26 protein-coding genes are annotated in these 26,630 nt (G+C 71.7%); 17 read left to right on the top strand and 9 right to left on the bottom strand.

Going from position 1 to position 26,630, the window contains the following annotated elements; genetic code table 11:
* The first annotated feature begins 27 nt into the window (after window positions 1-27).
* From IE178_RS29170 to IE178_RS29160, 3 genes are all read left to right on the top strand, one after another.
* Window positions 28-1,230 (top strand): sensor histidine kinase, encoded by a 1,203-nt coding sequence (locus tag IE178_RS29170; protein WP_193514376.1) that lies wholly within the window; start codon window positions 28-30, stop codon window positions 1,228-1,230.
* Between the two features lie 71 nt (window positions 1,231-1,301).
* Window positions 1,302-1,973, top strand: coding sequence for a response regulator (locus IE178_RS29165; protein WP_184765117.1), 672 nt, complete (start codon window positions 1,302-1,304; stop codon window positions 1,971-1,973).
* A 31-nt stretch (window positions 1,974-2,004) separates the two neighbouring features.
* Window positions 2,005-2,634 carry an AAA family ATPase gene (locus IE178_RS29160; RefSeq protein ID WP_193514375.1) on the top strand — a complete coding sequence of 210 codons (630 nt, stop codon included), beginning with the start codon at window positions 2,005-2,007 and terminating at the stop codon, window positions 2,632-2,634.
* A gap of 93 nt (window positions 2,635-2,727) precedes the next feature.
* On the opposite strand, the gene IE178_RS29155 is transcribed toward IE178_RS29160, so the two are convergent.
* On the bottom strand, window positions 2,728-3,834 hold the full coding sequence (locus IE178_RS29155; protein WP_184765119.1) for a DUF5937 family protein: 1,107 nt from the start codon (window positions 3,832-3,834) through the stop codon (window positions 2,728-2,730).
* Window positions 3,835-3,934: 100 nt separating this feature from the next.
* On the opposite strand from IE178_RS29155, the gene IE178_RS29150 reads away from it, so the two are divergent.
* On the top strand, window positions 3,935-4,150 hold the full coding sequence (locus IE178_RS29150; protein ID WP_193514374.1) for a hypothetical protein: 216 nt from the start codon (window positions 3,935-3,937) through the stop codon (window positions 4,148-4,150).
* Window positions 4,151-4,615: 465 nt separating this feature from the next.
* On the opposite strand, the gene IE178_RS29145 is transcribed toward IE178_RS29150, so the two are convergent.
* Window positions 4,616-5,842 (bottom strand): threonine aldolase family protein, encoded by a 1,227-nt coding sequence (locus IE178_RS29145; protein ID WP_193514373.1) that lies wholly within the window; start codon window positions 5,840-5,842, stop codon window positions 4,616-4,618.
* A 171-nt stretch (window positions 5,843-6,013) separates the two neighbouring features.
* On the opposite strand from IE178_RS29145, the gene IE178_RS29140 reads away from it, so the two are divergent.
* The 10 genes from IE178_RS29140 (at window position 6,014) to IE178_RS29095 (ending at window position 14,651) form a co-directional block, all read left to right on the top strand.
* A complete protein-coding gene (locus IE178_RS29140) occupies window positions 6,014-6,961 on the top strand; it encodes a Rossmann-like and DUF2520 domain-containing protein (RefSeq protein ID WP_184765122.1) in 948 nt (315 codons plus the stop codon).
* Window positions 6,962-7,028: 67 nt separating this feature from the next.
* A complete protein-coding gene (gene panC, locus IE178_RS29135; RefSeq protein ID WP_193514372.1) occupies window positions 7,029-8,027 on the top strand; it encodes a pantoate--beta-alanine ligase in 999 nt (332 codons plus the stop codon).
* A complete protein-coding gene (locus tag IE178_RS29130; protein WP_193514371.1) occupies window positions 8,024-9,733 on the top strand; it encodes an L-aspartate oxidase in 1,710 nt (569 codons plus the stop codon). The genes panC and IE178_RS29130 overlap by 4 nt, the downstream gene beginning before the upstream one ends.
* Window positions 9,734-9,738: 5 nt before the next feature.
* Window positions 9,739-10,716, top strand: a complete 978-nt coding sequence (nadC, locus tag IE178_RS29125) for a carboxylating nicotinate-nucleotide diphosphorylase (RefSeq protein WP_193514406.1) — start codon at window positions 9,739-9,741, stop codon at window positions 10,714-10,716.
* A gap of 8 nt (window positions 10,717-10,724) precedes the next feature.
* The gene (locus tag IE178_RS29120; RefSeq protein ID WP_184765126.1) at window positions 10,725-11,522 is read left to right on the top strand and encodes a type III pantothenate kinase; all 798 of its coding nucleotides are present in this window, start codon (window positions 10,725-10,727) and stop codon (window positions 11,520-11,522) included.
* Between the two features lie 643 nt (window positions 11,523-12,165).
* Entirely contained in the window at window positions 12,166-12,792 is a 627-nt protein-coding gene (locus IE178_RS29115; protein ID WP_318280310.1) for a hypothetical protein, read from the top strand.
* Window positions 12,793-12,818: 26 nt separating this feature from the next.
* Window positions 12,819-12,995 (top strand): hypothetical protein, encoded by a 177-nt coding sequence (locus IE178_RS29110; RefSeq protein ID WP_193514370.1) that lies wholly within the window; start codon window positions 12,819-12,821, stop codon window positions 12,993-12,995.
* A gap of 134 nt (window positions 12,996-13,129) precedes the next feature.
* Window positions 13,130-13,528: a BlaI/MecI/CopY family transcriptional regulator gene (locus IE178_RS29105; RefSeq protein WP_221492932.1), complete on the top strand. Its 399-nt coding sequence runs from the start codon at window positions 13,130-13,132 to the stop codon at window positions 13,526-13,528.
* A 9-nt stretch (window positions 13,529-13,537) separates the two neighbouring features.
* Window positions 13,538-14,071, top strand: coding sequence for an amino-acid N-acetyltransferase (locus IE178_RS29100; RefSeq protein WP_184766626.1), 534 nt, complete (start codon window positions 13,538-13,540; stop codon window positions 14,069-14,071).
* A gap of 244 nt (window positions 14,072-14,315) precedes the next feature.
* Entirely contained in the window at window positions 14,316-14,651 is a 336-nt protein-coding gene (locus IE178_RS29095) for a histone-like nucleoid-structuring protein Lsr2 (protein WP_184766625.1), read from the top strand.
* Here IE178_RS29095 and IE178_RS29090 read toward each other — a convergent pair.
* Window positions 14,630-15,364, bottom strand: coding sequence for an SCO3374 family protein (locus tag IE178_RS29090; protein WP_193514369.1), 735 nt, complete (start codon window positions 15,362-15,364; stop codon window positions 14,630-14,632). The genes IE178_RS29095 and IE178_RS29090 overlap by 22 nt on opposite strands.
* Window positions 15,365-15,796: 432 nt before the next feature.
* Here IE178_RS29090 and IE178_RS29085 point away from each other — a divergent pair, with 432 nt between their 5' ends.
* The gene (locus IE178_RS29085; RefSeq protein WP_184766623.1) at window positions 15,797-18,322 is read left to right on the top strand and encodes an ATP-dependent Clp protease ATP-binding subunit; all 2,526 of its coding nucleotides are present in this window, start codon (window positions 15,797-15,799) and stop codon (window positions 18,320-18,322) included.
* 105 nt (window positions 18,323-18,427) lie between these two features.
* Here the strand turns inward: IE178_RS29085 and IE178_RS29080 are convergent, their stop codons facing one another.
* Window positions 18,428-19,066 carry an HAD family acid phosphatase gene (locus tag IE178_RS29080; RefSeq protein ID WP_193514368.1) on the bottom strand — a complete coding sequence of 213 codons (639 nt, stop codon included), beginning with the start codon at window positions 19,064-19,066 and terminating at the stop codon, window positions 18,428-18,430.
* Window positions 19,067-19,508: 442 nt separating this feature from the next.
* Here IE178_RS29080 and IE178_RS29075 point away from each other — a divergent pair, with 442 nt between their 5' ends.
* Entirely contained in the window at window positions 19,509-20,225 is a 717-nt protein-coding gene (locus IE178_RS29075) for a M23 family metallopeptidase (protein WP_184766621.1), read from the top strand.
* A gap of 91 nt (window positions 20,226-20,316) precedes the next feature.
* Here IE178_RS29075 and IE178_RS29070 read toward each other — a convergent pair whose 3' ends face one another.
* Entirely contained in the window at window positions 20,317-20,913 is a 597-nt protein-coding gene (locus tag IE178_RS29070) for a TetR/AcrR family transcriptional regulator (RefSeq protein WP_193514367.1), read from the bottom strand.
* 137 nt (window positions 20,914-21,050) lie between these two features.
* Here IE178_RS29070 and IE178_RS29065 point away from each other — a divergent pair, with 137 nt between their 5' ends.
* Window positions 21,051-22,634, top strand: coding sequence for an MDR family MFS transporter (locus tag IE178_RS29065; RefSeq protein ID WP_193514366.1), 1,584 nt, complete (start codon window positions 21,051-21,053; stop codon window positions 22,632-22,634).
* 516 nt (window positions 22,635-23,150) lie between these two features.
* Here IE178_RS29065 and cseC read toward each other — a convergent pair.
* From cseC to IE178_RS29045, 4 genes are all read right to left on the bottom strand, one after another.
* Window positions 23,151-24,494, bottom strand: a complete 1,344-nt coding sequence (gene cseC / locus IE178_RS29060) for a two-component system sensor histidine kinase CseC (protein WP_184766618.1) — start codon at window positions 24,492-24,494, stop codon at window positions 23,151-23,153.
* Window positions 24,495-24,502: 8 nt separating this feature from the next.
* On the bottom strand, window positions 24,503-25,201 hold the full coding sequence (gene cseB, locus IE178_RS29055) for a two-component system response regulator CseB (RefSeq protein WP_184766617.1): 699 nt from the start codon (window positions 25,199-25,201) through the stop codon (window positions 24,503-24,505).
* A gap of 122 nt (window positions 25,202-25,323) precedes the next feature.
* Complete coding sequence (locus IE178_RS29050) at window positions 25,324-25,974, bottom strand: hypothetical protein (RefSeq protein WP_184766616.1); 651 nt, start codon at window positions 25,972-25,974, stop codon at window positions 25,324-25,326.
* Window positions 25,962-26,501 carry a SigE family RNA polymerase sigma factor gene (locus IE178_RS29045; protein ID WP_184766629.1) on the bottom strand — a complete coding sequence of 180 codons (540 nt, stop codon included), beginning with the start codon at window positions 26,499-26,501 and terminating at the stop codon, window positions 25,962-25,964. The genes IE178_RS29050 and IE178_RS29045 overlap by 13 nt, the downstream gene beginning before the upstream one ends.
* Between the last annotated feature and the right edge of the window lie 129 nt (window positions 26,502-26,630).

The raw sequence follows: 26,630 nt of genomic DNA, 5'->3' as shown, positions 1-26,630 counted from the left end.
GCATTTCCCTTCCCTACGCTGGGTTACGTGCAGCGCCTCTATGACTTCCTCCGCAGGCACCCGGCATGGGTCGACGGCTTCTGGGCCGCGGTCCTGTTCGGGATTTCGGTGATCGGCGGAGCGAACCTGGAGGAGGCCCAGGGGACGGAACTGCCGGCCCTCGTCGTGCCGGTCATGCTGCTGCTGTCCCTGGTCGCCGCGCTGCGCCGGCGGATGCCCGAGCGGATGCTGATCCTCGGCGTCGCGGTGGGCGCGGGCCAGCTGATCACGGACGTGGCGCCGCTGCCCGCCGACTTCGCCCTGCTGGTGATCGTCTACACGGTCGCGGCGGTCGGTGCCCGCTGGGCCTCCCGCCTCGCGCTGACCGCCGGTCTGTGCGCGGCCCCGCTGGCGCAGTTGCGCTGGCCCAACGACGACACGAGCGCGGCGGGCAACATCGCCATAATGATCTTCCAGGCCGTGCCGTTCGCCCTCGCCTGGGTGCTCGGCGACTCCATCCGCACCCGCCGCGCGTACTTCGCGCAGCTGGAGGAGCGCGCCGCCCGGCTGGAGAAGGAGCGCGAGGCACAGTCCAAGGTCGCGGTCGCCGCCGAACGCGCCCGGATAGCCCGCGAGCTGCACGACGTCGTCGCGCACAACGTGTCGGTGATGGTGGTGCAGGCCGACGGCGCCGCCTACGTCCTCGACGCCGCCCCCGACCAGGCGAAGAAGGCCCTGGAGACCATCTCCTCCACCGGCCGCCAGGCCCTCGCCGAGATGCGCCGCCTGCTCGGCGTGCTGCGCACCGGCGAGCACCAGGAGGCCGGGGAGTACGTGCCGCAGCCGGACGTGCAGCAGATCGAGGACCTCGTCGAGCAGTGCCGGCAGTCCGGACTGCCCGTGGACTTCAGGATCGAGGGCACCCCGCGTCCGCTGCCCAGCGGTGTCGAGCTCACCGCGTACCGCATCGTGCAGGAGGCGCTCACCAACACCCGCAAGCACGGCGGCTCCGACGTGGGTGCCAGTGTGCGCCTGGTGTACTTCGACGACGGGCTGGGCCTGCTCGTGGAGGACGACGGCAAGGGCGCGCCGCACGAGCTGTACGAGGAGGGCGGCTTCGACGGCCAGGGCCACGGCCTGATCGGCATGCGGGAGCGGGTCGGCATGGTCGGCGGCACGCTGGACGCGGGTCCGCGCCCCGGCGGAGGATTCCGCATCAGTGCCCTGCTGCCGCTCAAACAAGCGCATTAGACGTCTACGCGCGCCCTTTGTTGACACCTGTAACGACCTTTGAGACCACCTGCTGAACGGAAGAGGCCCCGATGACGATCCGCGTGATGCTCGTCGACGACCAGGTGCTGCTGCGCACCGGATTCCGGATGGTGCTCGCCGCCCAGCCGGACATGGACGTCGTGGCGGAGGCGGGCAACGGCGTCGAGGCCCTGGAGGCGCTGCGGTCCACCGCCGTCGACGTGGTGCTGATGGACGTCCGTATGCCCAAGCTCGACGGCGTGGAGGCGACCCGCAGGATCTGTGCGGACACCGACCCGCCGAAGGTGCTGATCCTCACCACCTTCGACCTCGACGAGTACGCCTTCTCCGGGCTGAAGGCGGGGGCGTCCGGCTTCATGCTCAAGGACGTGCCGCCGGGCGAACTGCTCGCCGCGATCCGCGCGGTGCACAGCGGCGACGCCGTGGTCGCCCCCTCCACCACCCGCCGGCTCCTGGACCGCTTCGCGCCGATGCTGCCCAGCGCGGGCAAGCAGCCCGCGCACAAGGAACTGGAACGGCTCACCGAGCGCGAGCGGGAGGTCATGGTGCTGGTCGCGCAGGGCCTGTCCAACGGCGAGATCGCGGCCCGGCTGGTGCTCTCCGAGGCGACCGTGAAGACCCACGTGGGCCGCATCCTGACCAAGCTGGGCCTGCGGGACCGGGTGCAGGTGGTCGTCCTCGCCTACGAGACGGGGCTGGTTCGGGCCGGCGGCCACGGCTGAGCGGATGCTCCGGCGCCGGTAGGGTCTGCGCATGCTCCTGTGGATCAACGGCCCCTTCGGGGGCGGCAAGACACAGACCGCACACGAGATACGCCGCCGCCTGCCGGGCAGCGTCATCTGCGACCCGGAGCACGCCGGGTTCGGCCTGCACCGCATGCTGCCGCCCGACCTGCGCGGGGACTTCCAGGACTTGGCGTCCTGGCGGCAGGGCGTCGTCGAGGTCCTCGACCTCGCCCTCACCCGGCGCGACGGCGTGGTGATCGTCCCCATGACCGTCACCGACTCCGGCCACTTCGCGCAGACCGTCGGCCGACTGCGCGAACTCGGCCACGACGTACGCCACTTCACCCTCCTCGCCGAACGCGCGACGGTGCTGCGGCGGCTGCGGGAACGCGAGGTCGGTCACCTTCTCGGGTCCGTCATGGGCAAGGCCGGTCCGCGCCGGGAGAACTGGGCGGTGAAGCAGCTCGACCACTGTCTGGAGCGGCTGGCCGAGCCCGAGTTCGCCGAGCACCTGTGGACCGACCACACGACGGTGCCGAAAACGGCGGACCGCATCGCCGTCCTGGCCGGGCTGACCCTGCGGCCCAACCACGAGGGACGGCTGCGGACCCGGCTGCGGCAGGCGGGCGTCGGCCTGCGGCACATCCGCTTCGACTGAGGCACGCGGGGTGCGCGCTCCCAGGGGACGCACGCGGTGGCCCGGGGGACGCACCTGGCGCGCGCCCTCGGCGGACGGACGCGGGTGCGCGCCTCAGCGCAGGATCCCCTCCAGGAAGTCGCTGCCGAGCCGGGCCACGACCGTCACGTCCAGCTGGTGCAGTACGTACCGCCCGCGGCGGCGCGTGGTGATCAGCCCGGCCTTCTTCAGCACGCTCAGGTGCCGGGATATCTCCGGCGCCGTCACGCCGTGCACCTGGGCCAGCTCGCTGGTGGTGTAGGCGCTGCGGGCGAGATGGCGGCACATGCGCATGCGGACCGGGTGGGACAGCGCGGTCATTCGCAGGGCCAGCTGCTCGACCGTCGGCGGGGCGGCCAGCTCGGGGGAGCCGACCGGGTAGTGCAGCACCGGCTGCCAGCCGTGCCGGTGCAGCACCATCAGGTGCGGCCAGCCGAGGCTCGTCGGGATCAACAGCAGTCCGCCGTCGCCCGTGGCGGTCCGGCCGTCGCCCAGCTTGTCGACGGTGATCCGGTCGCCGGTGCCGTCGAGTGTCACCGCGGGGGACACCGCGGCCAGCGCTTCGGGCAGGCCCTTGTGCCGGAGCAGGTCGGTCTTGAGTCGGGTGTCCGCGGCGAGCTGGTGCCGCAGCCGGGACCACGTCTCGGCGAAGAACGCCTCGTCGCAGTCCTGGAGGAACTGCCGCAGCCAGGCCCTGATCCGCGGCGGGTCGGCCAGCAGCCGCTCGGTGAACAGCACCTGCCGCGGCCCTCGCGCGGCGGCCAGCTCCAGCGAGCGGCGCCGCAGCCCCTCGTCGGTGAGCGGGCCGGGACCCGGCAGGCTGTAGGGGAGGGCGCAGGTGAACTCCAGGGCGGCGTCCACGAACTGCTCGTCCGACAGCTTGTCCAGCAGGTCCAGCTCCTCGGCGAGCGTGGCGCCCGGGAGCGTCCTGCGGCCCGGGATGCCGGCGCTCGGCAGGAACAGGTCCGAGAACGTCGTCCGCCACAGGAAGTCCGCCTCGCACATCCGGTCCGCCAGGTGCGGGTCCAGGCGCGCGGTCACGCCCGTCACCCAGCCCTGGAGCCCCGGGTGGTGCCCCGGCTCGGACAGCGCGTGCAGCGCCATGCCGAGCTCGGCCAGGGGTGAGGGCACGACGGCGGTCCTCTCCGGCCGCAGCCCCGCGATGTCGATGCTCACGCTCATGCCCACATGGTGCACCCCGCCACTGACACCGCGGCCCTCGATTGACGGCCGCGGTCAATCGGCGGGACTTCACGGCGGGGGCGGCGCAACCTGGGGCGGCATGAGCCTCACTCAGCAGTACCTCCTCGACACCTACCGGGCCCGGCAGCACGGCGAGCCGCCCCCGCCCGCGCCGGGCGTGAACGACTGGCAGGTCGTGCGCGAGCTCCGCGACCACGGGCGCCTGCGCGCCGTCCTGGCGGGCCGCCCCGCCCGTGGGCGCCTGCGGAACGCCCTGCGCCGGTGGCTGCGCGGACGCTCGCGGACCGCGTCCTGACCACGCGGCGCATGCGGCCGGCGGGCGCGGCCATCCCGCGCCCGGCCGCGCCGGCGGACGCTCCGCGGTGTCACCTGGCGGCGGCCTGCCCTGCCTGTGGCCGGTGGACGGTGCTGCCTCGCCGGGTCGGCTGACGATCCGCCCTGCCGGGTCGGTTGGCGACTCGTCCCGCCGGGTCGGTCGGCGACTCGCCCTGCCAGGTCGGTCGGCGACTCGCCCTGCCAGGTCGGTTGATGGCCTCGCTCCGTCGGCCGGGCGGCGGCTCCGTGCGGCGGCGGCTCCGCGTGGGCTGCCGCGCCGTCTCCCGGGTCAGCCGCTCCGCGGTCGCCGGGCGGCGGCCTGTGCTGCCGGGTCGGTTGGCGACTCGCCCTGCCGGGTCGGTTGGCGACTCGTCCCGCCGGGTCGGTGGATGGCCTCGCCCCGTCGGCCGGGCGGCGGCTCCGTGCGGCGGCGGCTCCGCGTGGGCTACCGCGCCGTCTCCCGGGTCAGCCGCTCCGCGAACTGCGCTGCGGCCTTCCGTACGTCCTCGGCCGTCCACTCGAGGGCCTCGGCCCGTACGTACACCTCCGTGCAGGCGAGCCCCGGGCCCTTCTGGTGCCAGTGGTTGGCGAAGAGCACGGTCCCCGTCTCCTCGGCCGACCTGATGGCCGCCTCCACGACGACCTCGGCGTCGTACGGCAGCCAGACCTGGAAGTCGTGGGTGTGCGGCACCCCGGGGTGGACGCGGGACCAGGGCAGCCCGGCTGCCGCCAGACCCTCGCGCAGGGCGGTGGCCACCACGCGCGCGTGGGTCACGTACTCCGGCAGCCGGGGCAGTTCCCGGTCCAGGCCGACGAGGGCCGACAGGGCGGTGGGGAACTGCTGGAAGACGTTGCCGCCGTACCGGTGCCGCCAGGCCCTCGCCTCCTCCACCAGCGTCGCCGGACCGGCGAGCGCAGCGCCGCCATAGGCGTTGAGGGACTTGTAGAACGAGACGTAGACGCTGTCCGCGAGGCCCGCGATCTCGTCCAGCGGCCGGCCGAAGTGCTCGGTGCACTCCCACAGCCGGGCCCCGTCGAAGTGCACGACCGCGTCGCGTTCCCGCGCGGCCTCCACCACCTCGGTCAGCTCCTCCCACGTGGGCAGCACGAAACCGGCGTCCCTGAGCGGCAGCTCCAGCATCAGCGTCCCGAAAGGCTCCTCGAAGTCGCGCACCTCGGCGGCGGTGGGCAGCCGGGGTTCGCTCGTGATCCGTACCGGCCGCAACCCGCTGACCTGGCTGAACGCGTTCCGCTCATGCACTTCGGGGTGACTCAGCGCGTGCAGGGCGACGGCCGGGTCGCCGGTGCGGCCCGCCCAGCACCGCAGGGCCACCTGCTGGGCCATCGTGCCGGTCGGGAAGAACGCGGCGGCCTCGGTGCCGAGCAGACCGGCGACGCGCTGCTCCAGGGCCTCCACGACACCGTCGCCGTAGATGTCGGACATCTCGTCGAGGTCGTACACGCCGCCCGCCGCCTCCAGCAGGGCCAGCCGCTCCTTGAGCGGGGCGACGAAGCCCAGGCGCGCGAGCACGCGCGGGGCACGGCGCCAGGCGGCGATCCGCCGTTCGCGCGGCGTGGGGCCCCGCCCGTCGCCCGCCCCGGGCCCGGTCCGCCCGTCGCGCCCCGCCGTGTCCTTCGTGCCGTCCGACGTATCACTCATGCCCGCGATCATCCCCCGCGCCCGTGCGCGCGGGCACCCTCATTTCCGCACGCGTGTGTGCCACGCGACCGCACGGAAACCCACAGCCTGTGGACAACCGACCGCCCCCGGAACCAATCGCGTTAACATGACGAGAAATCGTCCGGTACCCCGAGCGGACTGGAACGGGAAGGCCCCCGTCGCGTGAACACAACCCCACAGCCAGATCCCAGGGACCGCCCCGCGCGGCTCACCGTCGGCGTCGTCGGCGCCGGACGCGTGGGCCCCGCCCTGGCCGCGTCCCTCCAGCTCGCCGGGCACCGTCCGGTGGCCGTCTCCGCCGTCTCCGACACCTCCCGCAGGCGCGCCGAGCAGATGCTCCCGGACGTGCCGGTGCTGCCGCCCGCCGACGTGCTCCAGCGGTCCGAGCTGGTGCTGCTGACGGTCCCGGACGACGCGCTGCCCGAACTGGTGGCCGGGCTCGCCGACACCGGCGCGGTGCGGCCGGGCCAACTGCTCGTGCACACCTCCGGGCGGTACGGCGCGAAGGTGCTCGACCCCGCCCTGCGGGCCGGCGCGCTCCCGCTGGCCCTGCACCCTGCGATGACGTTCACCGGCACCCCCGTCGACGTGCAGCGCCTCGCCGGGTGCTCCTTCGGCGTCACCGCCCCCGACGAGCTGCGGCTGGCCGCCGAGGCCCTCGTCATCGAGATGGGCGGCGAGCCGGAGTGGATCGCCGAGGAGAACCGTCCGCTGTACCACGCGGCCCTCGCCCTCGGCGCCAACCACCTGGTCACCCTGGTCGCCCAGTCCATGGAACTCCTGCGCACCGCCGGCGTCGAGGCGCCCGACCGGATGCTCGGGCCGCTGCTCGGCGCCGCCCTGGACAACGCCCTGCGCTCCGGCGACGCCGCCCTCACCGGCCCGGTCGCGCGCGGCGACGCGGGCACGGTCGCCGCACACGTCAGCGAGTTGCGCCGGCACGCCCCGCAAACCGTCGCCGGCTACCTCGCGATGGCCCGCGCGACCGCCGACCGCGCCCTGGCCCACGGCCTGCTGAAGCCGGAACTCGCCGAGGACCTCCTGGGAGTGCTCGCCGACGGAGCCGACGGAGCCGACGGAGCCGGAAGCGCCCCGGGGGAGAACCGATGAGCGGCACCCACCGACCCCCCGCACACCCCCGCCGTACGAAGCGTGCGTCCCGGAACGGAGCCGCCCGATGACCGCCACCCTGCTGCGCACCGCCGCCGAACTGCACGCACGCGCGCGCACGGGCCGCCGCACCGTCGTGATGACCATGGGCGCCCTGCACGAGGGCCACGCCACGCTGATCCGTACGGCGCGCGCGGTCGCGGGCCCCGACGGCGAGGTCGTGGTCACCGTCTTCGTCAACCCGCTGCAGTTCGGCGCGGGCGAGGACCTGGACCGCTACCCGCGCACCCTGGACGCCGACCTCGAACTCGCCGGGCTGGCGGGCGCCGACACCGTCTTCGCCCCCTCCGTGGACGAGGTCTACCCGGGCGGCGAACCCCAGGTCCGCATCAGCGCCGGGCCCATGGGCGAACGCCTGGAGGGCGCCGCGCGGCCCGGCCACTTCGACGGCATGCTCACGGTCGTCGCCAAGCTGCTGCACCTCACCCGCCCCGACGTCGCCTTCTACGGCCAGAAGGACGCCCAGCAGCTCGCCCTGATCCGCCGCATGGCGCGGGATCTGAACTTCGGCGTCGAGATCGTCGGCGTCCCCACCGTCCGCGAGGAGGACGGGCTCGCCCTGTCCAGCCGCAACCGCTACCTCTCGCCCGGTGAGCGGCGCACCGCCCTCGCCCTGTCCCAGGCCCTGTTCGCGGGCCGCGACCGGCACGCGGCCCAGCAGGCGCTGCGCGCGCGTGCCCAGGAGATCCCCGCCACGCGCGCGCGTGCCGAGGCCCTCAGCGCCATAGGGGAGTCCCGCGCGGCGGCCGACGCGCACGCCGTCGCCACGACCGCCGGCGGCCCGGCCGCCATCCGGGCCGCCGCCCGCCTGGTCCTCGACGAGGCCGCCCGCCTCGACCCGCCGCTCATCCTGGACTACCTGGCGCTGGTCGACCCGGACGACTTCACCGAGATCGGCGACGACTTCACCGGCGAGGCCGTCCTCGCCGTGGCCGCCCGGGTGGGCACCACCCGCCTGATCGACAACATCCCGCTGACCTTCGGAACCTTCGGAGCCGCCGCGTGACCAGCACAGGCATACGACTGCACGCGCCCGCGCCCGGGTGGTCCATCGCCGCGGACGTCGTGGTCGTCGGCTCCGGCGTCGCCGGCCTCACCGCCGCCCTGCGCTGCGAGGCCGCCGGCCTGACGACGGTCGTCGTCACCAAGGCCCGCCTCGACGACGGCTCCACCCGCTGGGCCCAGGGCGGCATCGCCGCGGCCCTCGGCGAGGGCGACACCCCCGAGCAGCACCTGGACGACACCCTGGTCGCCGGCGCGGGCCTGTGCGACGAGGACGCGGTCCGCCTCCTCGTCACCGAGGGCCCCGACGCCGTACGCCGCCTCATCGAGACCGGCGCGCACTTCGACGAGTCGACCGACGGCGGCCTGGAACTCACCCGCGAGGGCGGCCACCACCGCCGCCGCATCGCCCACGCGGGCGGCGACGCCACCGGCGCGGAGATCTCCCGCGCCCTGGTCGAGGCGGTCCGCGCGCGGGGACTGCGCACCATCGAGAACGCCCTCGTCCTGGACCTCCTCACCGACGCCGACGGCCGCACCGCCGGTGTCACCCTGCACGTCATGGGCGAGGGCCAGCACGACGGCGTGGGAGCGGTCCACGCGCCCGCCGTGGTCCTGGCGACCGGCGGCATGGGCCAGGTCTACTCGGCGACCACGAACCCCTCCGTCTCCACGGGCGACGGTGTGGCCCTCGCCCTGCGCGCGGGCGCCGAGGTGAGCGACCTCGAATTCGTCCAGTTCCACCCCACGGTCCTCTTCCTGGGCCCGGACGCGGAGGGCCAGCAGCCCCTGGTCTCCGAAGCGGTCCGCGGCGAGGGCGCCCACCTGGTGGACGCCGACGGCGTGCGCTTCATGGCGGGGCAGCACGAGCTCGCCGAGCTCGCCCCCCGGGACATCGTCGCCAAGGGCATCATGCGCCGCATGCGGGAGCGGGACGCCGAGCACATGTACCTCGACGCCCGGCACTTCGGCGCCGAGATGTGGGAGCACCGCTTCCCCACGATCCTCGCCGCCTGCCGCGCCCACGGCATCGACCCGGTCACCGAGCCCGTCCCGGTCGCCCCGGCCGCCCACTACGCCTCCGGCGGCGTCCGCACCGACTCCCACGGCCGCACCACCGTGCCCGGCCTGTACGCGTGCGGTGAGGTCGCCTGCACCGGCGTGCACGGCGCCAACCGCCTGGCCTCCAACTCCCTCCTCGAAGGCCTGGTCTACGCCGAGCGCATCGCCGCCGACATCGCGCTGAGCGAAAACACCCGCCACGCGCCCGTGCCCCAGCCCCTCCCGCAGTCCGACCGCCCCGCGCACCCCCTCCTCCCCCCGGAGGCCCGCTTCACCATCCAGCGGATCATGACCCGGGGCGCGGGGGTGCTGCGCTCCGAGGCCTCCCTCGCCCAGGCGGCCGACCGGCTCCACCAGCTCCACACCGACGCCCGCGACGCCCTGGACGAGAACGGCAAGACCGCCGAGCCCGGCGTCGACACCTGGGAGGCCACCAACCTCATGTGCGTGGCCAGGGTCCTGGTCGCCGCCGCGCGGCGGCGCGAGGAGACCCGCGGCTGCCACTGGCGCGAGGACCGTCCCGAGCGCGACGACACCGCGTGGCGCCGCCACATCGTCGTACGGCTGAATCCGGACCGCACGCTGGCGGCGCACACCACCGACACCACAGACTTCCCCCCGACCCTCCCCCAGGCCCAGGAGCAGTGACAGCAGTGACCACCCCCGACCTTCCCCTCGTCCCCTCCGGTGGCTGCGGCGACGGCTGCGCCTGCGGAGCGGACACCGACGAGGCATACCTGGAGTGCGGCCTCGACCCCGCACTCGCGCAGCTCCTGGCCGACGCGGGCCTCGACCCCGTGGAGGTCGAGGACATCGCCAACGTCGCCCTCCAGGAGGACCTGGCCCACGGCGTGGACGTGACGACGGTCGCGACCATCCCGGAGGACGCCGTGGCGACCGCCGACTTCACCGCGCGGGAGGCGGGCACCGTGGCGGGCCTCAGGATCGCCGAGGCGGTCATGTCGGTCGTCTGCACGGACGAGCTCGAGGTCGAACGCCACGCGGAGGACGGCGACCGCGTCGAAGCCGGCCAGACACTGCTGTCCATCACGACCCGTACCCGCGACATCCTCACCGCGGAACGCAGCGCCCTGAACCTCCTGTGCCGCCTGTCGGGCATCGCGACCGCCACGCGCGCGTGGGCGGACGTCCTGGAGGGCACCAAGGCCAGGGTCCGCGACACCCGCAAGACCACCCCCGGCCTGCGCAGCCTCGAGAAGTTCGCCGTGCGCTGCGGCGGCGGCGTCAACCACCGCATGTCCCTGTCGGACGCCGCCCTGGTCAAGGACAACCACGTGGTCGCCGCCGGCGGGGTGTCCCAAGCATTCCGGGCGGTACGCGAACGCTTCCCCGACGTCCCGATCGAGGTCGAGGTCGACACGCTGCACCAGCTCCGCGAGGTCCTGGACGCCGGCGCGGACCTGATCCTGCTGGACAACTTCACGCCGGGCGAGTGCGAGGAGGCGGTGGCCCTCGTCGACGGCCGCGCCGCCCTGGAGGCCTCCGGCCGCCTCACGCTCACCAACGCCAAGGCGTACGCCGACACGGGCGTCGACTACCTGGCCGTCGGGGCCCTCACCCACTCCTCGCCGATCCTCGACATCGGCCTCGACCTGCGAGCGGCGGAGTAGGACCGGCCATGCTGCTGACGATCGACGTAGGCAACACACACACCGTCCTGGGCCTCTTCGACGGCGAGGACATCGTCGAACACTGGCGCATCTCCACGGACGCGCGCCGCACGGCCGACGAGCTCGCGGTCCTCCTCCAGGGCCTCATGGGCATGCACCCGCTCCTCGGCGACGAGCTGGGCGACGGCATCGACGGCATCGCGATCTGCGCGACCGTCCCCTCGGTCCTGCACGAACTGCGCGAGGTCACCCGCCGCTACTACGGCGACGTCCCCGCGGTCCTCGTCGAACCGGGCGTCAAGACGGGCGTCCCGATCCTCACCGACAACCCCAAGGAGGTCGGCGCGGACCGCATCATCAACGCGGTCGCCGCGGTCGACCTCTACGGCGGTCCGGCCATCGTCGTCGACTTCGGCACGGCGACGACGTTCGACGCGGTCAGCGCGCGCGGGGAGTACGTCGGTGGCGTCATCGCGCCCGGCATCGAGATCTCCGTCGAGGCACTCGGCGTCCGCGGCGCACAACTGCGCAAGATCGAGGTGGCGCGTCCCCGCAGCGTGATCGGCAAGAACACGGTCGAGGCGATGCAGTCCGGCATCATCTACGGTTTCGCCGGCCAGGTCGACGGCGTCGTCAACCGCATGGCCCGCGAGCTCGCGGACGATCCCGACGACGTGACGGTCATCGCCACGGGTGGGCTGGCGCCCATGGTGCTGGGGGAGAGCTCGGTCATCGACGAGCACGAGCCGTGGCTGACGCTCATCGGACTGCGCCTGGTGTACGAGCGGAACGTGTCGCGGACGTAGACCGCCCGGCGGCGTCGGGATGGGCCGGGGGTGCTCGCGCAGCCCGGCGTGTGCGGGGTGCCGCCGCGCCCACCTCCCCCCCTCTCGGCTTCGCTCGGGCGGGGGGACCCCCATCGCCCCAGCGGCACGACTGCCCGCGGTTGTCGGCAGTGGCTGCCCGCGGTTGGCGCCACGCATGCCCGCGGTTGGCGGCAGTGACAGCCCGCGGTGGGCGGCCGTAGCTGTCCGCGATGGGCGGCGATGGCCGCGTACGGCGCGAAGGGGACGGGGCGGGGGTGTTCGCCCGCAGTGGCCGGCGCGTCCGCACCCCCGCTTCTCAAGTGACCGATTCCGCGCCGGTCCGAGGACGGACACCCCCGACCCGGCCCCGACCCACCCACCACCCACAGGCGCTACACACGCCCCCACCGAACGGAACGCTGCGCCGCAGGCAGACAACCCGCACCCCCACCAAGCCGCCGAACGACGCCGCGCCGCACCCGCACCCCCACCAAGCCGCCGAACGACGCCGCGCCGCACCCGCACCCCCACCAAGCCGCCGAACGACGCCGCGCCGCAAGCGTTCCCCCCACCCGAGTGGCACCCCACGCCACACCCGCCGCCCATACGCGATGTTTGTCTGATTAGCGCGTATCGTCGCAGTATGCCCACGCCCTACGGATCCCGCGGCGGCATGGCGTTCGGCGCCGAGGAGCTGAGCGTGCTCCGCCGCGCTCTCGCCCTCGCCCTGCACCCCACCCCCGCTTCGGCCGACGACATCCAGGACTGCGTCCGCCTCGCCGACTCCCTCGACGAGGCCACGCGGGAAAGTGCCCGGCTGCGCGCCTTCCTCGTGGCCGACCTCGGCCGCTACCGCGCAGCCCTCCCCGGCACCGCCGCCGGCTATCTCACGCTCCTGGAGGAGGCGCTGGGCGCCGGATACCGCCCCCACCCCGACGATCTGGCCGCCCTCCGGGCCCTGCGCGGCAACCCCATCGCCGCCGCCCTCCTGCACGACTGCCGGCGCAGCCACCTCCAGGCCCTCCCCGGAGGGCGCGGAGCCGCTCGCGGGGAGCAGGAGGAGAAGAAGCCCGCCCAGAGGCCACCCGCCACCCCCCAGCCCCACCCCGCCCCGAATCCCGCCCCGAACCCCACCCCGAACCCCACCCCGGCCCCCGCTCCCGCCCCCGGCACCCCCAAGCCCACCCGCCCCATCCCCACACCGGGCGAGGTCTTCCCCCGCCGCAAGCCCACCCCGCGCCCACCGAACCAACACCTGGCCGCGGGCTGACGGCTCCCCCTGGCTACCCTGGATCCATGGACTACGTCTCCGCGCTCCTCCCCCCGGCCGTCATGGCCGTCCTCTTCATCGGCGTGATCCGGGTGATCGTGAAGACCCAGGGCGGCGCCAACAAGACCAAGGAGGACGCCGCCGTCGACGCGGCCCTCGCGCGGGTGGAGGGTGCCCAGCCGCCCACCAAGGCCGACGCCTGACCCCTTCGACAGGCCGCACCAGGGCGTACGACGCGACGTCGTGCGCCCTTTTTTGCCTGTTTGTCAGTCTTGATGCTCGTCCGGCACGCCATTGGCGGGGTTTCCTACTATTATTCTGAGTTGTGCCTCGCCCCTTGGGAGAACTCGAAGACGCGGTCATGACGCGGGTGTGGAAGTGGAACCGCCCGGTGACCGTTCGGGAAGTCCTGGAAGATCTTCAGAAGGAACGGTCCATCGCGTACACCACGGTGATGACCGTTTTGGACAATCTTCATCAGAAGGGCTGGGTGCGCCGAGAGGCGGAAGGCCGGGCCTATCGATATGAGGCGGTCTCCACTCGCGCCGCCTACGCCGCCGCCCTGATGAACGAAGCGTGGTCGCGAAGCGACAACGCCGCCGCCGCGCTCGTCGCCTTCTTCGGCATGATGAGCGAGGAACAGCGCCGGTCCCTCACCGACGCCGTCCGCATCGTCCAGCTCCCGGAAACCCCCGACGAGAACCCCGGCTCCGCAGAGGACCGGAGCGGACGATAGCGTCCGCTCATGTCAGCAGACAGCCCCGAAGTCACCGCAAAAGCCATCACGGTCCGACGGGCCCGCACCAGCGATGTCCCGGCCGTACGCCGCCTCCTTGACGCCTACGTGCGTGGGGGCATCCTGCTCGACAAAGCGACGGTGACGCTTTACGAGGACATCCAGGAGTTCTGGATCGCGGAACGGGACGACAACGCAGAGGTGGTCGGCTGCGGTGCCCTGCACGTGATGTGGGAAGACCTGGCGGAAGTCCGCACTCTCGCCGTGAAGCCCGGCCTGAAGGGTGCCGGCGTCGGACACCGGTTGCTGGAGAAGTTGCTGGAGACCGCCCGCTGGCTCGGTGTTCGCCGCGTTTTCTGTCTGACCTTCGAAGTGGACTTCTTCGGCAAGCACGGCTTCGTGGAGATCGGTGAGACCCCCGTCGACACCGATGTGTACGCGGAGCTGCTGCGTTCCTATGACGAGGGCGTCGCGGAGTTCCTCGGTCTCGAACGAGTGAAACCGAACACCTTGGGCAACAGCCGGATGCTTCTGCATCTGTGATCGTCGGGCGATTCCGGCCCGCACCCCTTGACCCTTGCCTTGCCGCTTGCCCCCGGTGCCCTATGTCCGAAACGCGTATGTTTCCCTGCTGGGTCCGAGCAGCGGGTCTCCGCCAGGGGTTTGTGTTTTTACGGCAAAAGCGGTTTGCTTTCCGACGTAGTGCAGTACTGCATATAACAAGGGACGGCGATACGGCAGACGCCGGCACACCCCGGCCCTCAAGTTATCGATGAAAGGAAATCCGGTGGCACAGAAGGTTCAGGTCCTTCTTGTCGACGACCTCGACGGCGGCGAGGCGGACGAGACCGTGACGTTCGCGTTGGACGGCAAGACGTACGAGATCGATCTCACCACCGCCAATGCGGACAAGCTCCGCGGCCTTCTCGAGCCTTACGTGAAGGGCGGTCGTCGTACCGGAGGCCGTGCTTCGGGCGGGCGCGGAAAGGCGCGTGCTTCCGCCGGTGGCAGCCAGGACACCGCGGCCATCCGCGCCTGGGCGAAGGAGAACGGTTACGAGGTCAACGACCGCGGCCGTGTTCCCGCGTCCATCCGCGAGGCCTACGAGAAGGCCAACGGCTGACCGCCGGCTCGTGTGGCGGCGCACCCGCGCCGCAACCGAACGCGGTGGACCTGCGTGGCCACCGTGCTCACCAGCCGCACGAGATCCGGGGGCCCTCCACCGTCTCCCCGCGCACACCTCGTTCCCATCGCCGACAGGGTCGGCAGCGAGGCCTCGACCTCGCGTCCCGGCTCGGGGGGCCGCAGCCAGACGGCGGCCCCCTGTGAACCGTCACGGCCCAGAGGGAGCGACCGCGTGCCGGAGCCGACGGAACGCGGATCACCCGCCTCGGAGCTCGGGGGGCAGGCCCCGGGCTCACCCACCCCGGAAGCGACCCACCGGGGAGCTTCCATGGAGCCCCCGGCGCCGATGGCCGCCAGGTCCAGTTCCAGCGCGCCCCACTCCAGCCAGTCCAGCAGCCCCGGCAGTTCCTCCGCGCTGCCCGCGGCCACCAGCAGGCGCATCCGGCCGCCCCGCACCGCCACCGGGAACCCCCACCCCGGGAGTCCCGGCCCCGGGCGCGGCCCCAGACGCTCCAGTGCCGCGCGTCCCGCCTCCGCGGGCACGTCCAGCACGTCGAAGCGCACCCCCACCGCCAGGCGCAGTGGATCCCCGGGCACCGTGGGCCACCCCAGAGCGTTCTCGTACCAGTGCCGGACCTCGTCGTCGCCCAGCGTGAGCGGGCGACGGGACAGCGGGACCGGCGGGACCCGGGCGGGGACGGTGCCAACCATGCCCCGCGCAACCGCCGGAAGGCCCCGCTGGTTACGCTGGGTGCCTCGATGGGTACGCAGAGTGTCGAACAAGGGGGCGCGCGGGAGTGCACGGAGGTGCAAGGTTGTTCGCCCGTAGCGGAGGGAACCCGTGCACTCGGCATGGACTGTCCGTAGCAGCGGGTAAGACATCCCTAGTGAGAGGGGGCGACACGCAGGACGGGACGTCTTCCGTTCGCCACGGGCGTACTGGCGAAGGGGGTAAGGGCCTGGCCTGCGGGAACATCGTCTCGCACCATCGGGTTGGAGCAGATGTCGGCGTGAGCGGGGTCAGGAGGCCATCGACGGTGTCGGCAGTTGGAATGAGCGGTCCCCGCTCGCGGGACTAAGCTGCGGAAGGACAGGGAGGGGAAGTTCCCCCCACTGCCTGACCGCTCTGAGGAGCGATTAACGATGTTCGAGAGGTTCACCGACCGCGCGCGGCGGGTTGTCGTCCTGGCTCAGGAAGAAGCCCGGATGCTCAACCACAACTACATCGGCACCGAGCACATCCTCCTGGGCCTGATCCACGAGGGTGAGGGTGTCGCCGCCAAGGCCCTTGAGAGCCTCGGGATTTCGCTCGAGGCGGTCCGCCAGCAGGTGGAGGAGATCATCGGGCAGGGCCAGCAGGCCCCGTCGGGTCACATCCCCTTCACCCCCCGTGCCAAGAAGGTCCTGGAGCTGTCGCTCCGCGAGGCGCTTCAGCTGGGCCACAACTACATCGGCACGGAGCACATCCTGCTCGGCCTGATCCGTGAGGGCGAGGGCGTCGCCGCCCAGGTCCTGGTCAAGCTGGGCGCAGATCTCAACCGGGTGCGGCAGCAGGTGATCCAGCTGCTCTCCGGTTACCAGGGCAAGGAGACCGCCACGGCCGGCGGTCCTGCCGAGGGCACCCCCTCCACGTCCCTGGTCCTCGACCAGTTCGGCCGGAATCTCACCCAGGCCGCTCGTGAGTCCAAGCTCGACCCGGTGATCGGGCGCGAGAAGGAGATCGAGCGGGTCATGCAGGTGCTGTCCCGCCGTACCAAGAACAACCCGGTGCTGATCGGTGAGCCCGGCGTCGGCAAGACCGCCGTCGTCGAGGGCCTCGCCCAGGCCATCGTCAAGGGCGAGGTGCCCGAGACCCTCAAGGACAAGCACCTCTACACCCTGGACCTCGGTGCCCTGGTCGCCGGCTCCCGCTACCGCGGTGACTTCGAGGAGCGCCTGAAGAAGGTGCTCAAGGAGATCCGCACCCGCGGCGACATCATCCTGTTCATCGACGAGCTGCACACGCTGGTCGGTGCGGGTGCCGCCGAGGGCGCCATCGACGCGGCCTCCATCCTGAAGCCGATGCTGGCCCGTGGTGAGCTGCAGACCATCGGTGCCACCACGCTGGACGAGTACCGCAAGCACCTGGAGAAGGACGCGGCCCTGGAGCGCCGCTTCCAGCCCATCCAGGTCGCCGAGCCCTCGCTCCCGCACACCATCGAGATCCTCAAGGGCCTGCGCGACCGTTACGAGGCGCACCACCGCGTCTCCATCACGGACGAGGCGCTGGTCCAGGCCGCCACCCTGGCCGACCGCTACATCTCGGACCGCTTCCTGCCGGACAAGGCGATCGACCTGATCGACGAGGCCGGTTCCCGGATGCGGATCCGCCGGATGACCGCTCCGCCGGACCTGCGCGAGTTCGACGAGAAGATCGCCGGTGTCCGCCGGGACAAGGAGTCCGCGATCGACTCGCAGGACTTCGAGAAGGCCGCCTCCCTGCGCGACAAGGAGAAGCAGCTCCTGGCCGCCAAGGCCAAGCGGGAGAAGGAGTGGAAGGCCGGCGACATGGACGTCGTCGCCGAGGTCGACGGCGAGCTGATCGCCGAGGTCCTCGCCACGGCCACCGGCATCCCGGTCTTCAAGCTCACGGAAGAGGAGTCCAGCCGTCTGCTCCGCATGGAGGACGAGCTGCACAAGCGGGTCATCGGCCAGAACGACGCCGTCAAGGCGCTGTCCAAGGCGATCCGCCGTACTCGTGCGGGTCTGAAGGACCCGAAGCGTCCGGGTGGTTCGTTCATCTTCGCCGGTCCGTCCGGTGTCGGTAAGACCGAGCTGTCCAGGGCCCTGGCCGAGTTCCTCTTCGGTGACGAGGACGCGCTGATCTCCCTCGACATGTCGGAGTTCAGCGAGAAGCACACGGTGTCGCGTCTCTTCGGTTCGCCCCCCGGTTACGTGGGCTACGAGGAGGGCGGTCAGCTGACGGAGAAGGTGCGCCGCAAGCCGTTCTCGGTCGTCCTCTTCGACGAGGTCGAGAAGGCCCACCCGGACATCTTCAACTCGCTGCTGCAGATCCTGGAGGACGGTCGCCTGACCGACTCCCAGGGCCGGGTCGTGGACTTCAAGAACACGGTCATCATCATGACGACCAACCTCGGCACCCGGGACATCTCCAAGGGCTTCAACCTGGGCTTCGCCGCCCAGGGCGACACGAAGACCAACTACGAGCGCATGAAGAACAAGGTCTCGGACGAGCTCAAGCAGCACTTCCGGCCCGAGTTCCTCAACCGCGTCGACGACGTGGTGGTCTTCCCGCAGCTCACGCAGGCCGACATCCTGAAGATCGTCGACCTGATGATCGACAAGGTGGACGAGCGCCTCAAGGACCGGGACATGGGCATCGAGCTCTCCTCGTCCGCCAAGGAGCTGCTGTCCAAGAGGGGCTACGACCCCGTCCTGGGCGCCCGGCCGCTGCGCCGGACCATCCAGCGGGAGATCGAGGACTCGCTGTCGGAGAAGATCCTCTTCGGCGAGCTGCGTCCGGGTCACATCGTGGTCGTGGACACCGAGGGCGAGGGCGAGTCCCAGACCTTCACCTTCCGCGGTGAGGAGAAGTCGGCCCTGCCCGACGTCCCGCCGATCGAGCAGGCGGCCGGTGGCCCCGGCCCGAACCTGAGCAAGGACGCGTAGCCGCCGCGTCCGGTTCGAACGGAAAAAGGGTCTGCCCCGGGACACACGTCCCGGGGCAGACCCTTTTTCCGTCGGTCCGGTTTTCGCCGGTCCGGTCCGGCCGGTTCAGGACAGCCGGCCGTCGTAGTCCGGCAGCTTGTACGTCTTCTCGGCGTGGCCGCCCAACAGGTCGGTCGCGCTGTTACCGATGTTGGCGATGATCGTGTAGCCCTTGGACTCGATGTCGACGCGCTGCGCGGTCTTGTACTCGGCCACGTTCCGGAAGAGGTCGAAGAAGCCGCGCACGTACAGGCCGGCGGACTCGTACCCCGCCTGGTCGAGGTTGTACGCGGTGGGCGCGTGGATGATGCCCGGGCGGGCGGTCACGAAGAAGACGGCGACACCGCGCTCCTGGGCGTATGCGGCGGCCTCCAGGACCGGCTTGTTCGCGGGCTGCGGGTAGCTGAAGCCGAAGTCGGTCTCCAGCGCGGTGTTGTCGATGTCGAGGACGATCGCGGGCTTCTCGCCCGGCCGGGTGTCCGCGATCCGCTGCTTCAGGTACGGCAGGGCCTGGTCCATGACCGCCTGGCAGTCCCGCTGCCAGGTGTCGTAGTCGACGTCCGCCGCCGCGGCGGTCGTCGCTGCCCGGAAGGTGGGTGCGGCGGAGGGGGCCGCTGCCTCGGCCGGGGCGGCCAGGGCCACCAGGGCGGCCGCGGAGACGGCGGTGACCGATGCGCGGCGGAGCCAGGGGCGTCTGTTCGTCATGTCGTGGGGGGTCCTCTCACGTCCGTAACGCTGCCAACGTGTCGTGTGCATGTTCGTCTGCGAGGGTGACGCGAGGTGAACCGTAGGGTTACCGGGCGGTAGGCGCATAGAGGCCTGCGCCACATTTATGGAATGTCAGAATTGACGCCCCGGTGACATGGCGAACAGGCGATTTGTCCGGTACTAGCCGGAATAGTGGCGGGCTCGTTGAAACCAAAACGGACATTTAGCGCAAAGCTCTGATCGATCGGCCTCAAATGGGGCTTTCGTCCCGTTCGAGCGCTCTGTCAAGAGACGTGCATCTCACTCCAGAAGTACGAACTTCTGTCGTAGATAGGCCCTTTGTGCCTTTCTGGGTGGAGGGGTTACCAAGGAATGGCCACAGCGGCGAGGACCTGTTTCGCCGGTGGCTTTCCTCTGTCCCCTCCCTTACGAGGTTTCGATGTCCCAGCGCGTCACGTCCCGTTCCTCCCGTACGTCCCTGATCCGCACCCGTGCGGCCGTGCTGGCCGCCGGCCTGGGGGCCTCGGTCGTGATGGGGGCCGGGGTCGCGGCCGCCGCCGACACCACGGCCGCATCCGGCGTCGCCAGTGCCGTCGAGGCGCAGGCCGCCGCCCAGGCCGAGGCCGCGAAGGCTCAGGCCGCCCAGGCCGAGAAGGCTGCCGAGGCGAAGAAGGCCGCTCAGGTCGTGAAGGCCGCCCAGGTGAAGAAGGCCGCTCAGGCGGCCGCCAAGAAGAAGGCGTCCTGGGTCGACCCGGTGAGGAGCTACAAGCTCTCCGCGAGCTTCGCCCAGAACGGCGGCATGTGGGCGAGCAAGCACAGCGGTCAGGACTTCGCCGTTCCGATCGGCACCCCGGTCATGGCCACCCACGGCGGCACCGTCGTCAAGGCCGGCGGCAACGGCGCCGGCGACGGTCCCGCGTACGGCAACGCCGTCGTGATCAAGCACGGCAACAAGACGTACTCCCAGTACGCCCACCTGTCGTCGGTCAACGTGCAGGTCGGCCAGATCGTCAAGACCGGCCAGAAGATCGCCCTGTCCGGCAACACCGGCAACTCCAGCGGTCCGCACCTGCACTTCGAGATCCGTACGACCCCGAACTACGGCTCGGCCGTGGACCCGGTCAAGTTCCTGCGCGCCCAGGGTGTGCAGGTCTGACCCGGACGGACAAGGGCGCCTCCAGGGCCTGTCTGACAATTCGCGTCGTCGCCCGCAGGGAGGCAGGCGGGAAGCGTCAGACATGCCCTAGCTAGGCGCCCCCGGCTCCCCGGTGGGCCTGGGTGATCAGATCGATGGCGACCTCGAGGACGGCCTTGCGCTTCTCCTCGGGGTCGCTTTCGACGTCCTGCAGGACGTGCATCCCGGCGTGCATGGTGAACAGGGCGCTGACGCAGCGCACCTGGTCGACCAGCTCGGCGTCCGGGTCCATGAGGATGTCCCGCAGCCCGAGCATGCGGGTCTTGAACATCTCGCCGATGCGCAGCTCGCGGATCGTGGCCTGGTTCTCCTGCATGAAGCGGAAGAGCGGGGCCGCGCCCATGAGCGCCTCGCTGTAACGGCGGATGATCTCCTGCTTGGTCTCCAGGGTGTGCGGCTGCTGCCGCCCCCAGGCGATCAGCTCCTCCATCGGCCGGGAGAGATCCTCGAAGATGCCGACGAGGATCTCCTCCTTCGTCTTGAAGTGGTAGTACAGCGCCGCCTTGGTGACGTCCAGGTGCTCGGCGATCTCGCGCAGCGAGGTCTTCTCGTAGCCCTGCTCGGCGAAGAGTTCGAGCGCCACGTCCTGGATGCGCTGGCGGGTGTTCCCGCGGCGCCGCTGTTTGGTGCCGTCCATGGTGCCGCCCATCCTCCTACTCGACCCGCCCTTGACAAAAACTTACTTGACGCCCGGCTAGTTGCGCGACTAGCTTCCCACTGTAGTGAACTAGCCGGGCGGCAAGTAAGTAGCGGTGGCCACACGCGGTGGCCGGGGGAGTGACAGGCATGGCGGAGACACTGGCGGCGGGGGCCGCGGAGACGGACGGCGGCAAACAGCCGAGGAGTGTGCGGGTGGTCCTGCTCGCACTCATGATCGCGATGATGCTCGCGATGCTCGACAACATGATCATCGGTACGGCGATGCCGACGATCGTGGGCGAGCTGGGCGGACTGGAGCACCTGTCCTGGGTCGTCACCGCCTACACCCTGGCGACCGCGGCCTCGACCCCGGTCTGGGGCAAGCTCGGTGACATGTACGGGCGCAAGGGCTCCTTCCTCACGTCCATCGTGATCTTCCTGATCGGCTCCGCGCTCAGCGGCATGGCCCAGAACATGGGCGAGCTGATCGGCTTCCGCGCGGTGCAGGGCCTGGGCGCCGGCGGTCTGATGGTCGGTGTCATGGCGATCATCGGCGACCTCATCCCGCCCCGGGAGCGCGGCAAGTACCAGGGCATGATGGCCGCCGTGATGGCGCTGGCGATGATCGGCGGACCCCTGGTCGGCGGCACCATCACCGACAACTGGGGCTGGCGCTGGGCCTTCTACATCAACCTGCCGCTCGGCGCGATCGCGCTGGCCGCCGTGGGTGCCGTACTGCACCTGCCGAAGAAGCGCTCCAAGGCGGGCATCGACTACCTCGGGGTCGCGCTGCTGACCGTCGGGATCACCGCCATCGTGCTGGTCACCACCTGGGGCGGCACGGAGTACGCCTGGACCTCCGCGCGGATCATGGAGCTGATCGGCCTCGGTGTCGCGTCCCTCGTCGGCTTCGTGTTCTGGCAGACCAGGGCGGCCGAGCCGGTGCTGCCGCTGCACATCTTCCGCAGCCGCAACTTCACGCTGATGTCCGTCATCGGCTTCGTCACCGGCTTCGTGATGTTCGGCGCCACGCTCTTCCTGCCGCTGTACCAGCAGTCCGTGCAGGGCGCCTCCGCCACCAACTCCGGTCTGCTGCTCCTGCCGATGCTCGGCGCGATGCTGGTCACCTCGATGGTCGCGGGCCGGGTGACGACCAACACCGGCCGGTACAAGATCTTCCCGGTCCTCGGCAGCGTGCTGATGATCGTCGGTCTGTATCTGCTGTCCACGATGGACACCGGGACCTCCCGGTTCACCTCCGGTGTCTTCATGGCCGTGGTCGGTCTCGGCATGGGATGCCTGATGCAGATCACCATGCTGGTCGCGCAGAACAGCGTGGAGATGAAGGACATGGGCGTGGCGTCCTCGTCCACCACCCTCTTCCGCACCCTCGGCTCGTCCTTCGGCGTCGCGATCATGGGCGCGCTGTTCAACAACCGGGTCCAGGACATCATGGCCGAGCGGGCCGGCGCCCTGGGCTCCGAGGTGACCGAGCGGTCCGCCCAGCTGGACGCGGCGAGCCTGGCGAAGCTGCCGGAGGCGGCACGCGAGGCCTACCAGTACGCGGTGTCCTCCGGGACGCACTCGGCGTTCCTCCTGGGCGCGGTGATCGCGGTGCTCTCGCTGGCGGCGGCCGTGTTCGTGAAGGAGGTCCCGCTGAAGGGCGCGGGCCCCGAGAAGAAGGACACCGACGACGGCGCGCCGACAGCGGCGGTGACCGAGCCGGTCTGACGCCGGCCGGCGTCACGAAGGCCCCCGAAGACGTACGCGTCTTCCGGGGGCCTTCCGCATACGCCGGGCGGGACCCGGTGTCAGCCCCCGTGCCACCATCGGTCGCATGGACAAGGCGCGTCAGCTGAGGCCGGCCAAGGACGCGACGGACTGAGGGCGGCCTCGACATGGACAAGGACTGGTCCGGCTGAGGGACCCCAAGCGCCCGTAGCGCCCCCGGCAGCCCGGCCGAGCACCGTCGGCGCGCCCCGCCCGTAGCGTCCCGGCAGCCCGGCCGAGCACCGTCGGCGCGCCCCGCCCGTAGCGTCCCGGCAGCCCGGCCGAGCACCGTCGGCGCCCCGGCCGTAGTGCCCCGGCAGCCCGGCCGAGCACCGTCGGCGCCCCGGCCGTAGTGCCCCGGCAGCCCGGCCGAGCACCGTCGGCGCCCCGGCCGTAGTGCCCCGGCCCCTGGCTGAGCACCGTCGGCGCCCCGGCCGTAGCGCCCCGGCCCCCGGCCGAGCACCGCCGGCCCCCCGGCTACTGCGGCAGTATCGGATAACTGCCGGTGTTCGTCGGCGCGTGCTCCGGCAGCCACAGTACGGCGACGGCGCCCTCGGCCGGTTCGTGGTCCGGTGCGCCCGCCCGCCGTACGTTGCGGAAGGTCAGCCGAGCGCCCAGGACCCGGGCCTGCCCCGCCGCGATGGTCAGGCCCAGCCCGTGACCCCGGCCGGCCCGGTCCGCGCTGCCGGTGCGGAACCGGCTCGGTCCGTCGGCGAGCAGGTCCTCGGGGAAGCCGGGCCCGTGGTCGCGGACCCGGATGACCCGGCCCTCGACGGTGACCTCGATGGGTGGCCTGCCGTGCCGTGCGGCGTTGGCGAGCAGGTTGAACAGCACGCGCTCCAGACGCCGCGGGTCGGTGGTGACCTCCGACTCGTGCACCACCCGCACGGTGACGTCCGGGTCCTTCGCGGCCACCCGGCGGGCGACGAACTCGCCGAGCAGGATGTCCTGCAGCTCGGCCCGCTCGGAGGCGCTGTCCAGCCGGGCCACCTCCAGGACGTCCTCGACGAGGGTGCGCATCGCCTTGGCCCGGTCCAGTACCAGCTCCGTCGGCCGGCCCGGCGGCAGCAGCTCGGCGGCGGTCAGCAGACCGGTCACCGGGGTGCGCAGTTCGTGCGCGATGTCGGCGGTGACCCGGCGTTCGGCCTCCAGCCGCTGCCGCAGCGCGTCCGCCATGGCGTCCACCGCGCTGGCCAGGTCGTCGGTCTCGTCCCGCACCACCCCGCCGATGGCCTCGCGCACCCGGACGTCGGTCTCGCCCTTGGCGACCCGGTTGGCGGCGCTGGCCGCCTTGCGCAGCCGGCGCGACAGATGCCCGCCGATGAGCACGCCGAGCGCGCTGCCGCCCAGGACGACCGCGATGGAGCCGATCACCAGCGCCTGGTCGAGGTCCTTGAGGATGTCCGAGCTGCGGTCGGTGAAACCGGAGTGCAGGGACATCACCTGCCCGTTCTTCAGCGGTACGGCCGCCCAGACGTCCGGCGCCCCGCCCCGGTCGGCCACATAGGTCGCCCGCCGGCCCGCCTCGACCTTCTCCCGCAGCTCCTTCGGCAGCTCCGCATCGTCGATCTTGGTGTTGGGGAAGTTCAGCCGCCCGGACAGCTCGTAGTTGCGCTGGGCGATCATGATGCGCTCGTCGGCGAGGTCACGCGCGTTGTCCAGCATCGACACCCGGGCCGCGTTGTGCACCACCAGGCTCAGCGCGAGCGCCACCAGCGCCCCGACCAGCGCGATGGCCGCACTGAGCTTCCACCTCAGACCCGTACCGATGCCCACCCGGTCGACGCACGCCGCCACCAGGCGCCGGAAGTACCCCCGCATCCGCTTGCTCAGGCCTTCAACTTGTAGCCGAAGCCGCGGACCGTCTCTATACGGTCCTGGCCGATCTTCGTCCGCAGCCGCTGCACATGGACGTCGACGACCCGGGTGTCACCGCCCCAGCCGTAGTCCCACACCCGTTCGAGCAACTGGTCGCGGGAGAGCACGGTGCCCGGCGCCGCGGAGAACTCCAGCAGCAGCCGCATCTCGGTCGGCGTCAGCGCCACCGGCTGCCCGGCCCTGCGCACCTCCATGCCCTCGGTGTCGATCTCCAGTTCGCCGAAGGCCAGCACGCCCCCGTTGTCCGGGGCGGCCTGCTCCCCGCGGCCGCCGGCCGCCCGCCCGAAGCGGCGCAGCACCGCGCGGATACGGGCCACCAGGACCGCACCGTCGAACGGCTTGGTCACGTAGTCGTCGGCGCCCGCCTCCAGCCCCAGCACCACGTCGATGGAGTCGGCACGCGCCGACAGCATGATCACCGGCACCATCGACTCGTCCCGGATGCGCCGGCACAGGCTGACCCCGTCGAGGCCGGGCACCATGACGTCGAGGAGCGCGATGTCCGGCCGGTCGGAGCGGAACGCCTCCAGGCCCGACAGCCCGTCGGGCATCGCGGTGACCACGAAGCCGTCCCGCTCCAGGGCGAGCTGGGTGGCCTCGCGGATGACGTCGTCGTCCTCGACGAACAGGACGTGGGTCTGGTCTGCCATCCCGGTGCTCTCTCCGTCCTCGTGTTCTCTCGGTCCATCAGACGGACGCGTGGACCGTGCGGTGGGTTCACACCCGTTCATCGGCCGAGGTGCTCCCGCCGGTTCAGGCTGTGAGCCATGTCTCAGCTGTCGGGCATCGGCGCCGGCTCCGCGCCGGCCACCTGCCCGTAGTCGTTGTGCGTGCGGTACTTCTCGGCGAACCGGCCGGCGGCCCAGCGGTACGTGATCACGTTCTCGCCGGACGGACTCGACACCGGGTCGCCCCGGTCGTACACCTGCTTGGTCACCACGAGGTCCCCGCGGTCGATCTCCGCGTACACCGGGGGCTCCTCGGCCGTGAACACGTTCACGTAGGCACCGCCCTGGTCGCGGTACACATACGAGCCGATACCCACCGCGTCCCCGCAGGTCAGCACGTTGACGACGACGTCGTCGACGGACCCCTGGGTGAGGCTGCCGTAACTCACGTCGACCGGGTACTCGTCGGCGACGCACGGCTTGAGCTCCCGCTTGACCTCCGCCGAGACCTCCGGGTCCGCCTTGACCAGCCGGACCGCGTCCACCCGGTCGGGCGGCCGCGAGGGCGAAACCGACGGCGCGGCGGGGCTCGCCACCGAGTCCGCGTGCGCCGGCCCCTCGTCCCGCGTCCCGGTGCCGCCCGTGCCGCAGCCGGCGACGAACAGCACGACGGCGGCGAGCACGGCCGCCGCCGTCATCACCGCCCGGGCGGTGGTGCGGGCCCGTGCGGGCCCCGCGCCGGTCAGGCCGCGCAACGCTCCCGCTCCTCACGCTCCAGCGCGCGTGCGTCCAGATCGCGCGCCTGAAGCTCCTCGCGGAGCCGGGCGAGCGCCCGGTGCAGCGTGCTCTTGACCGTTCCGGCCGACATACCGAGGGCGGCGGCCGTCTCCTCCGTGGACATCTGCTCCCAGTGTCGCAGCACCACGACACTGCGCTGCTTCGGGGCGAGCACCTTCAGCACGTCCATCAGCAGGGCGCGGTCCGCGTGCTGCTCGGTGGAGTCGTCCACGCAGGCGTCCGGGAGCTGCTCGGTGGGCACCTCCTCCAGCTTGCGGGCCCGCCACCACTCCGTCCGCGTATTGATCATGACCCGGCGCAGATAGGCGTCGGCCAGCCGCTTGTCCTCGATGGTCTCCCAGCGGCCGTACGTCCGGACGAGCGCGGTCTGCAGCAGGTCCTGCGCGTCCACGGGGTCCGGGACCAGACGGCGGGCGCTGCGCAGCAGCGCGTCCTGCCGGGTGCGGACGTACTCCTCGAACTCGAGCACCTCGCCCTGCGCCATGTCCTGCGCCATGGTGAACCGCCTCCCGCTCCCCGTTCCGGCGCGCCCTCGCGGGCCGGATCGCCCTGCCTGTGGTCCGTGGTCGTCGTGCCCTCGGTGGGTACGCGATCGAAGGTACGGAGGCGTTGT

Origin of the sequence: Streptomyces griseoloalbus (assembly GCA_014650015.1) — a bacterium.
GTDB lineage: Bacteria > Actinomycetota > Actinomycetes > Streptomycetales > Streptomycetaceae > Streptomyces > Streptomyces griseoloalbus.
This window is presented reverse-complemented; position numbering and strand designations above follow the sequence as displayed.

Coding starts and splice junctions, on each gene's coding strand:
- IE178_RS29165 (WP_184765117.1), top strand. CDS start 1,302: ATGACGATCCGCGTGATGCTCGTCGACGACCAGGTGCTGCTGCGCACC.
- IE178_RS29160 (WP_193514375.1), top strand. CDS start 2,005: ATGCTCCTGTGGATCAACGGCCCCTTCGGGGGCGGCAAGACACAGACC.
- IE178_RS29155 (WP_184765119.1), bottom strand. CDS start 3,834: ATGAGCGTGAGCATCGACATCGCGGGGCTGCGGCCGGAGAGGACCGCC.
- IE178_RS29150 (WP_193514374.1), top strand. CDS start 3,935: ATGAGCCTCACTCAGCAGTACCTCCTCGACACCTACCGGGCCCGGCAG.
- IE178_RS29145 (WP_193514373.1), bottom strand. CDS start 5,842: ATGATCGCGGGCATGAGTGATACGTCGGACGGCACGAAGGACACGGCG.
- panC (WP_193514372.1), top strand. CDS start 7,029: ATGACCGCCACCCTGCTGCGCACCGCCGCCGAACTGCACGCACGCGCG.
- IE178_RS29120 (WP_184765126.1), top strand. CDS start 10,725: ATGCTGCTGACGATCGACGTAGGCAACACACACACCGTCCTGGGCCTC.
- IE178_RS29115 (WP_318280310.1), top strand. CDS start 12,166: ATGCCCACGCCCTACGGATCCCGCGGCGGCATGGCGTTCGGCGCCGAG.
- IE178_RS29110 (WP_193514370.1), top strand. CDS start 12,819: ATGGACTACGTCTCCGCGCTCCTCCCCCCGGCCGTCATGGCCGTCCTC.
- IE178_RS29100 (WP_184766626.1), top strand. CDS start 13,538: ATGTCAGCAGACAGCCCCGAAGTCACCGCAAAAGCCATCACGGTCCGA.
- IE178_RS29090 (WP_193514369.1), bottom strand. CDS start 15,364: ATGGTTGGCACCGTCCCCGCCCGGGTCCCGCCGGTCCCGCTGTCCCGT.
- IE178_RS29085 (WP_184766623.1), top strand. CDS start 15,797: ATGTTCGAGAGGTTCACCGACCGCGCGCGGCGGGTTGTCGTCCTGGCT.
- IE178_RS29080 (WP_193514368.1), bottom strand. CDS start 19,066: ATGACGAACAGACGCCCCTGGCTCCGCCGCGCATCGGTCACCGCCGTC.
- IE178_RS29075 (WP_184766621.1), top strand. CDS start 19,509: ATGTCCCAGCGCGTCACGTCCCGTTCCTCCCGTACGTCCCTGATCCGC.
- IE178_RS29070 (WP_193514367.1), bottom strand. CDS start 20,913: ATGGGCGGCACCATGGACGGCACCAAACAGCGGCGCCGCGGGAACACC.
- IE178_RS29065 (WP_193514366.1), top strand. CDS start 21,051: ATGGCGGAGACACTGGCGGCGGGGGCCGCGGAGACGGACGGCGGCAAA.
- cseC (WP_184766618.1), bottom strand. CDS start 24,494: ATGCGGGGGTACTTCCGGCGCCTGGTGGCGGCGTGCGTCGACCGGGTG.
- cseB (WP_184766617.1), bottom strand. CDS start 25,201: ATGGCAGACCAGACCCACGTCCTGTTCGTCGAGGACGACGACGTCATC.
- IE178_RS29045 (WP_184766629.1), bottom strand. CDS start 26,501: ATGGCGCAGGGCGAGGTGCTCGAGTTCGAGGAGTACGTCCGCACCCGG.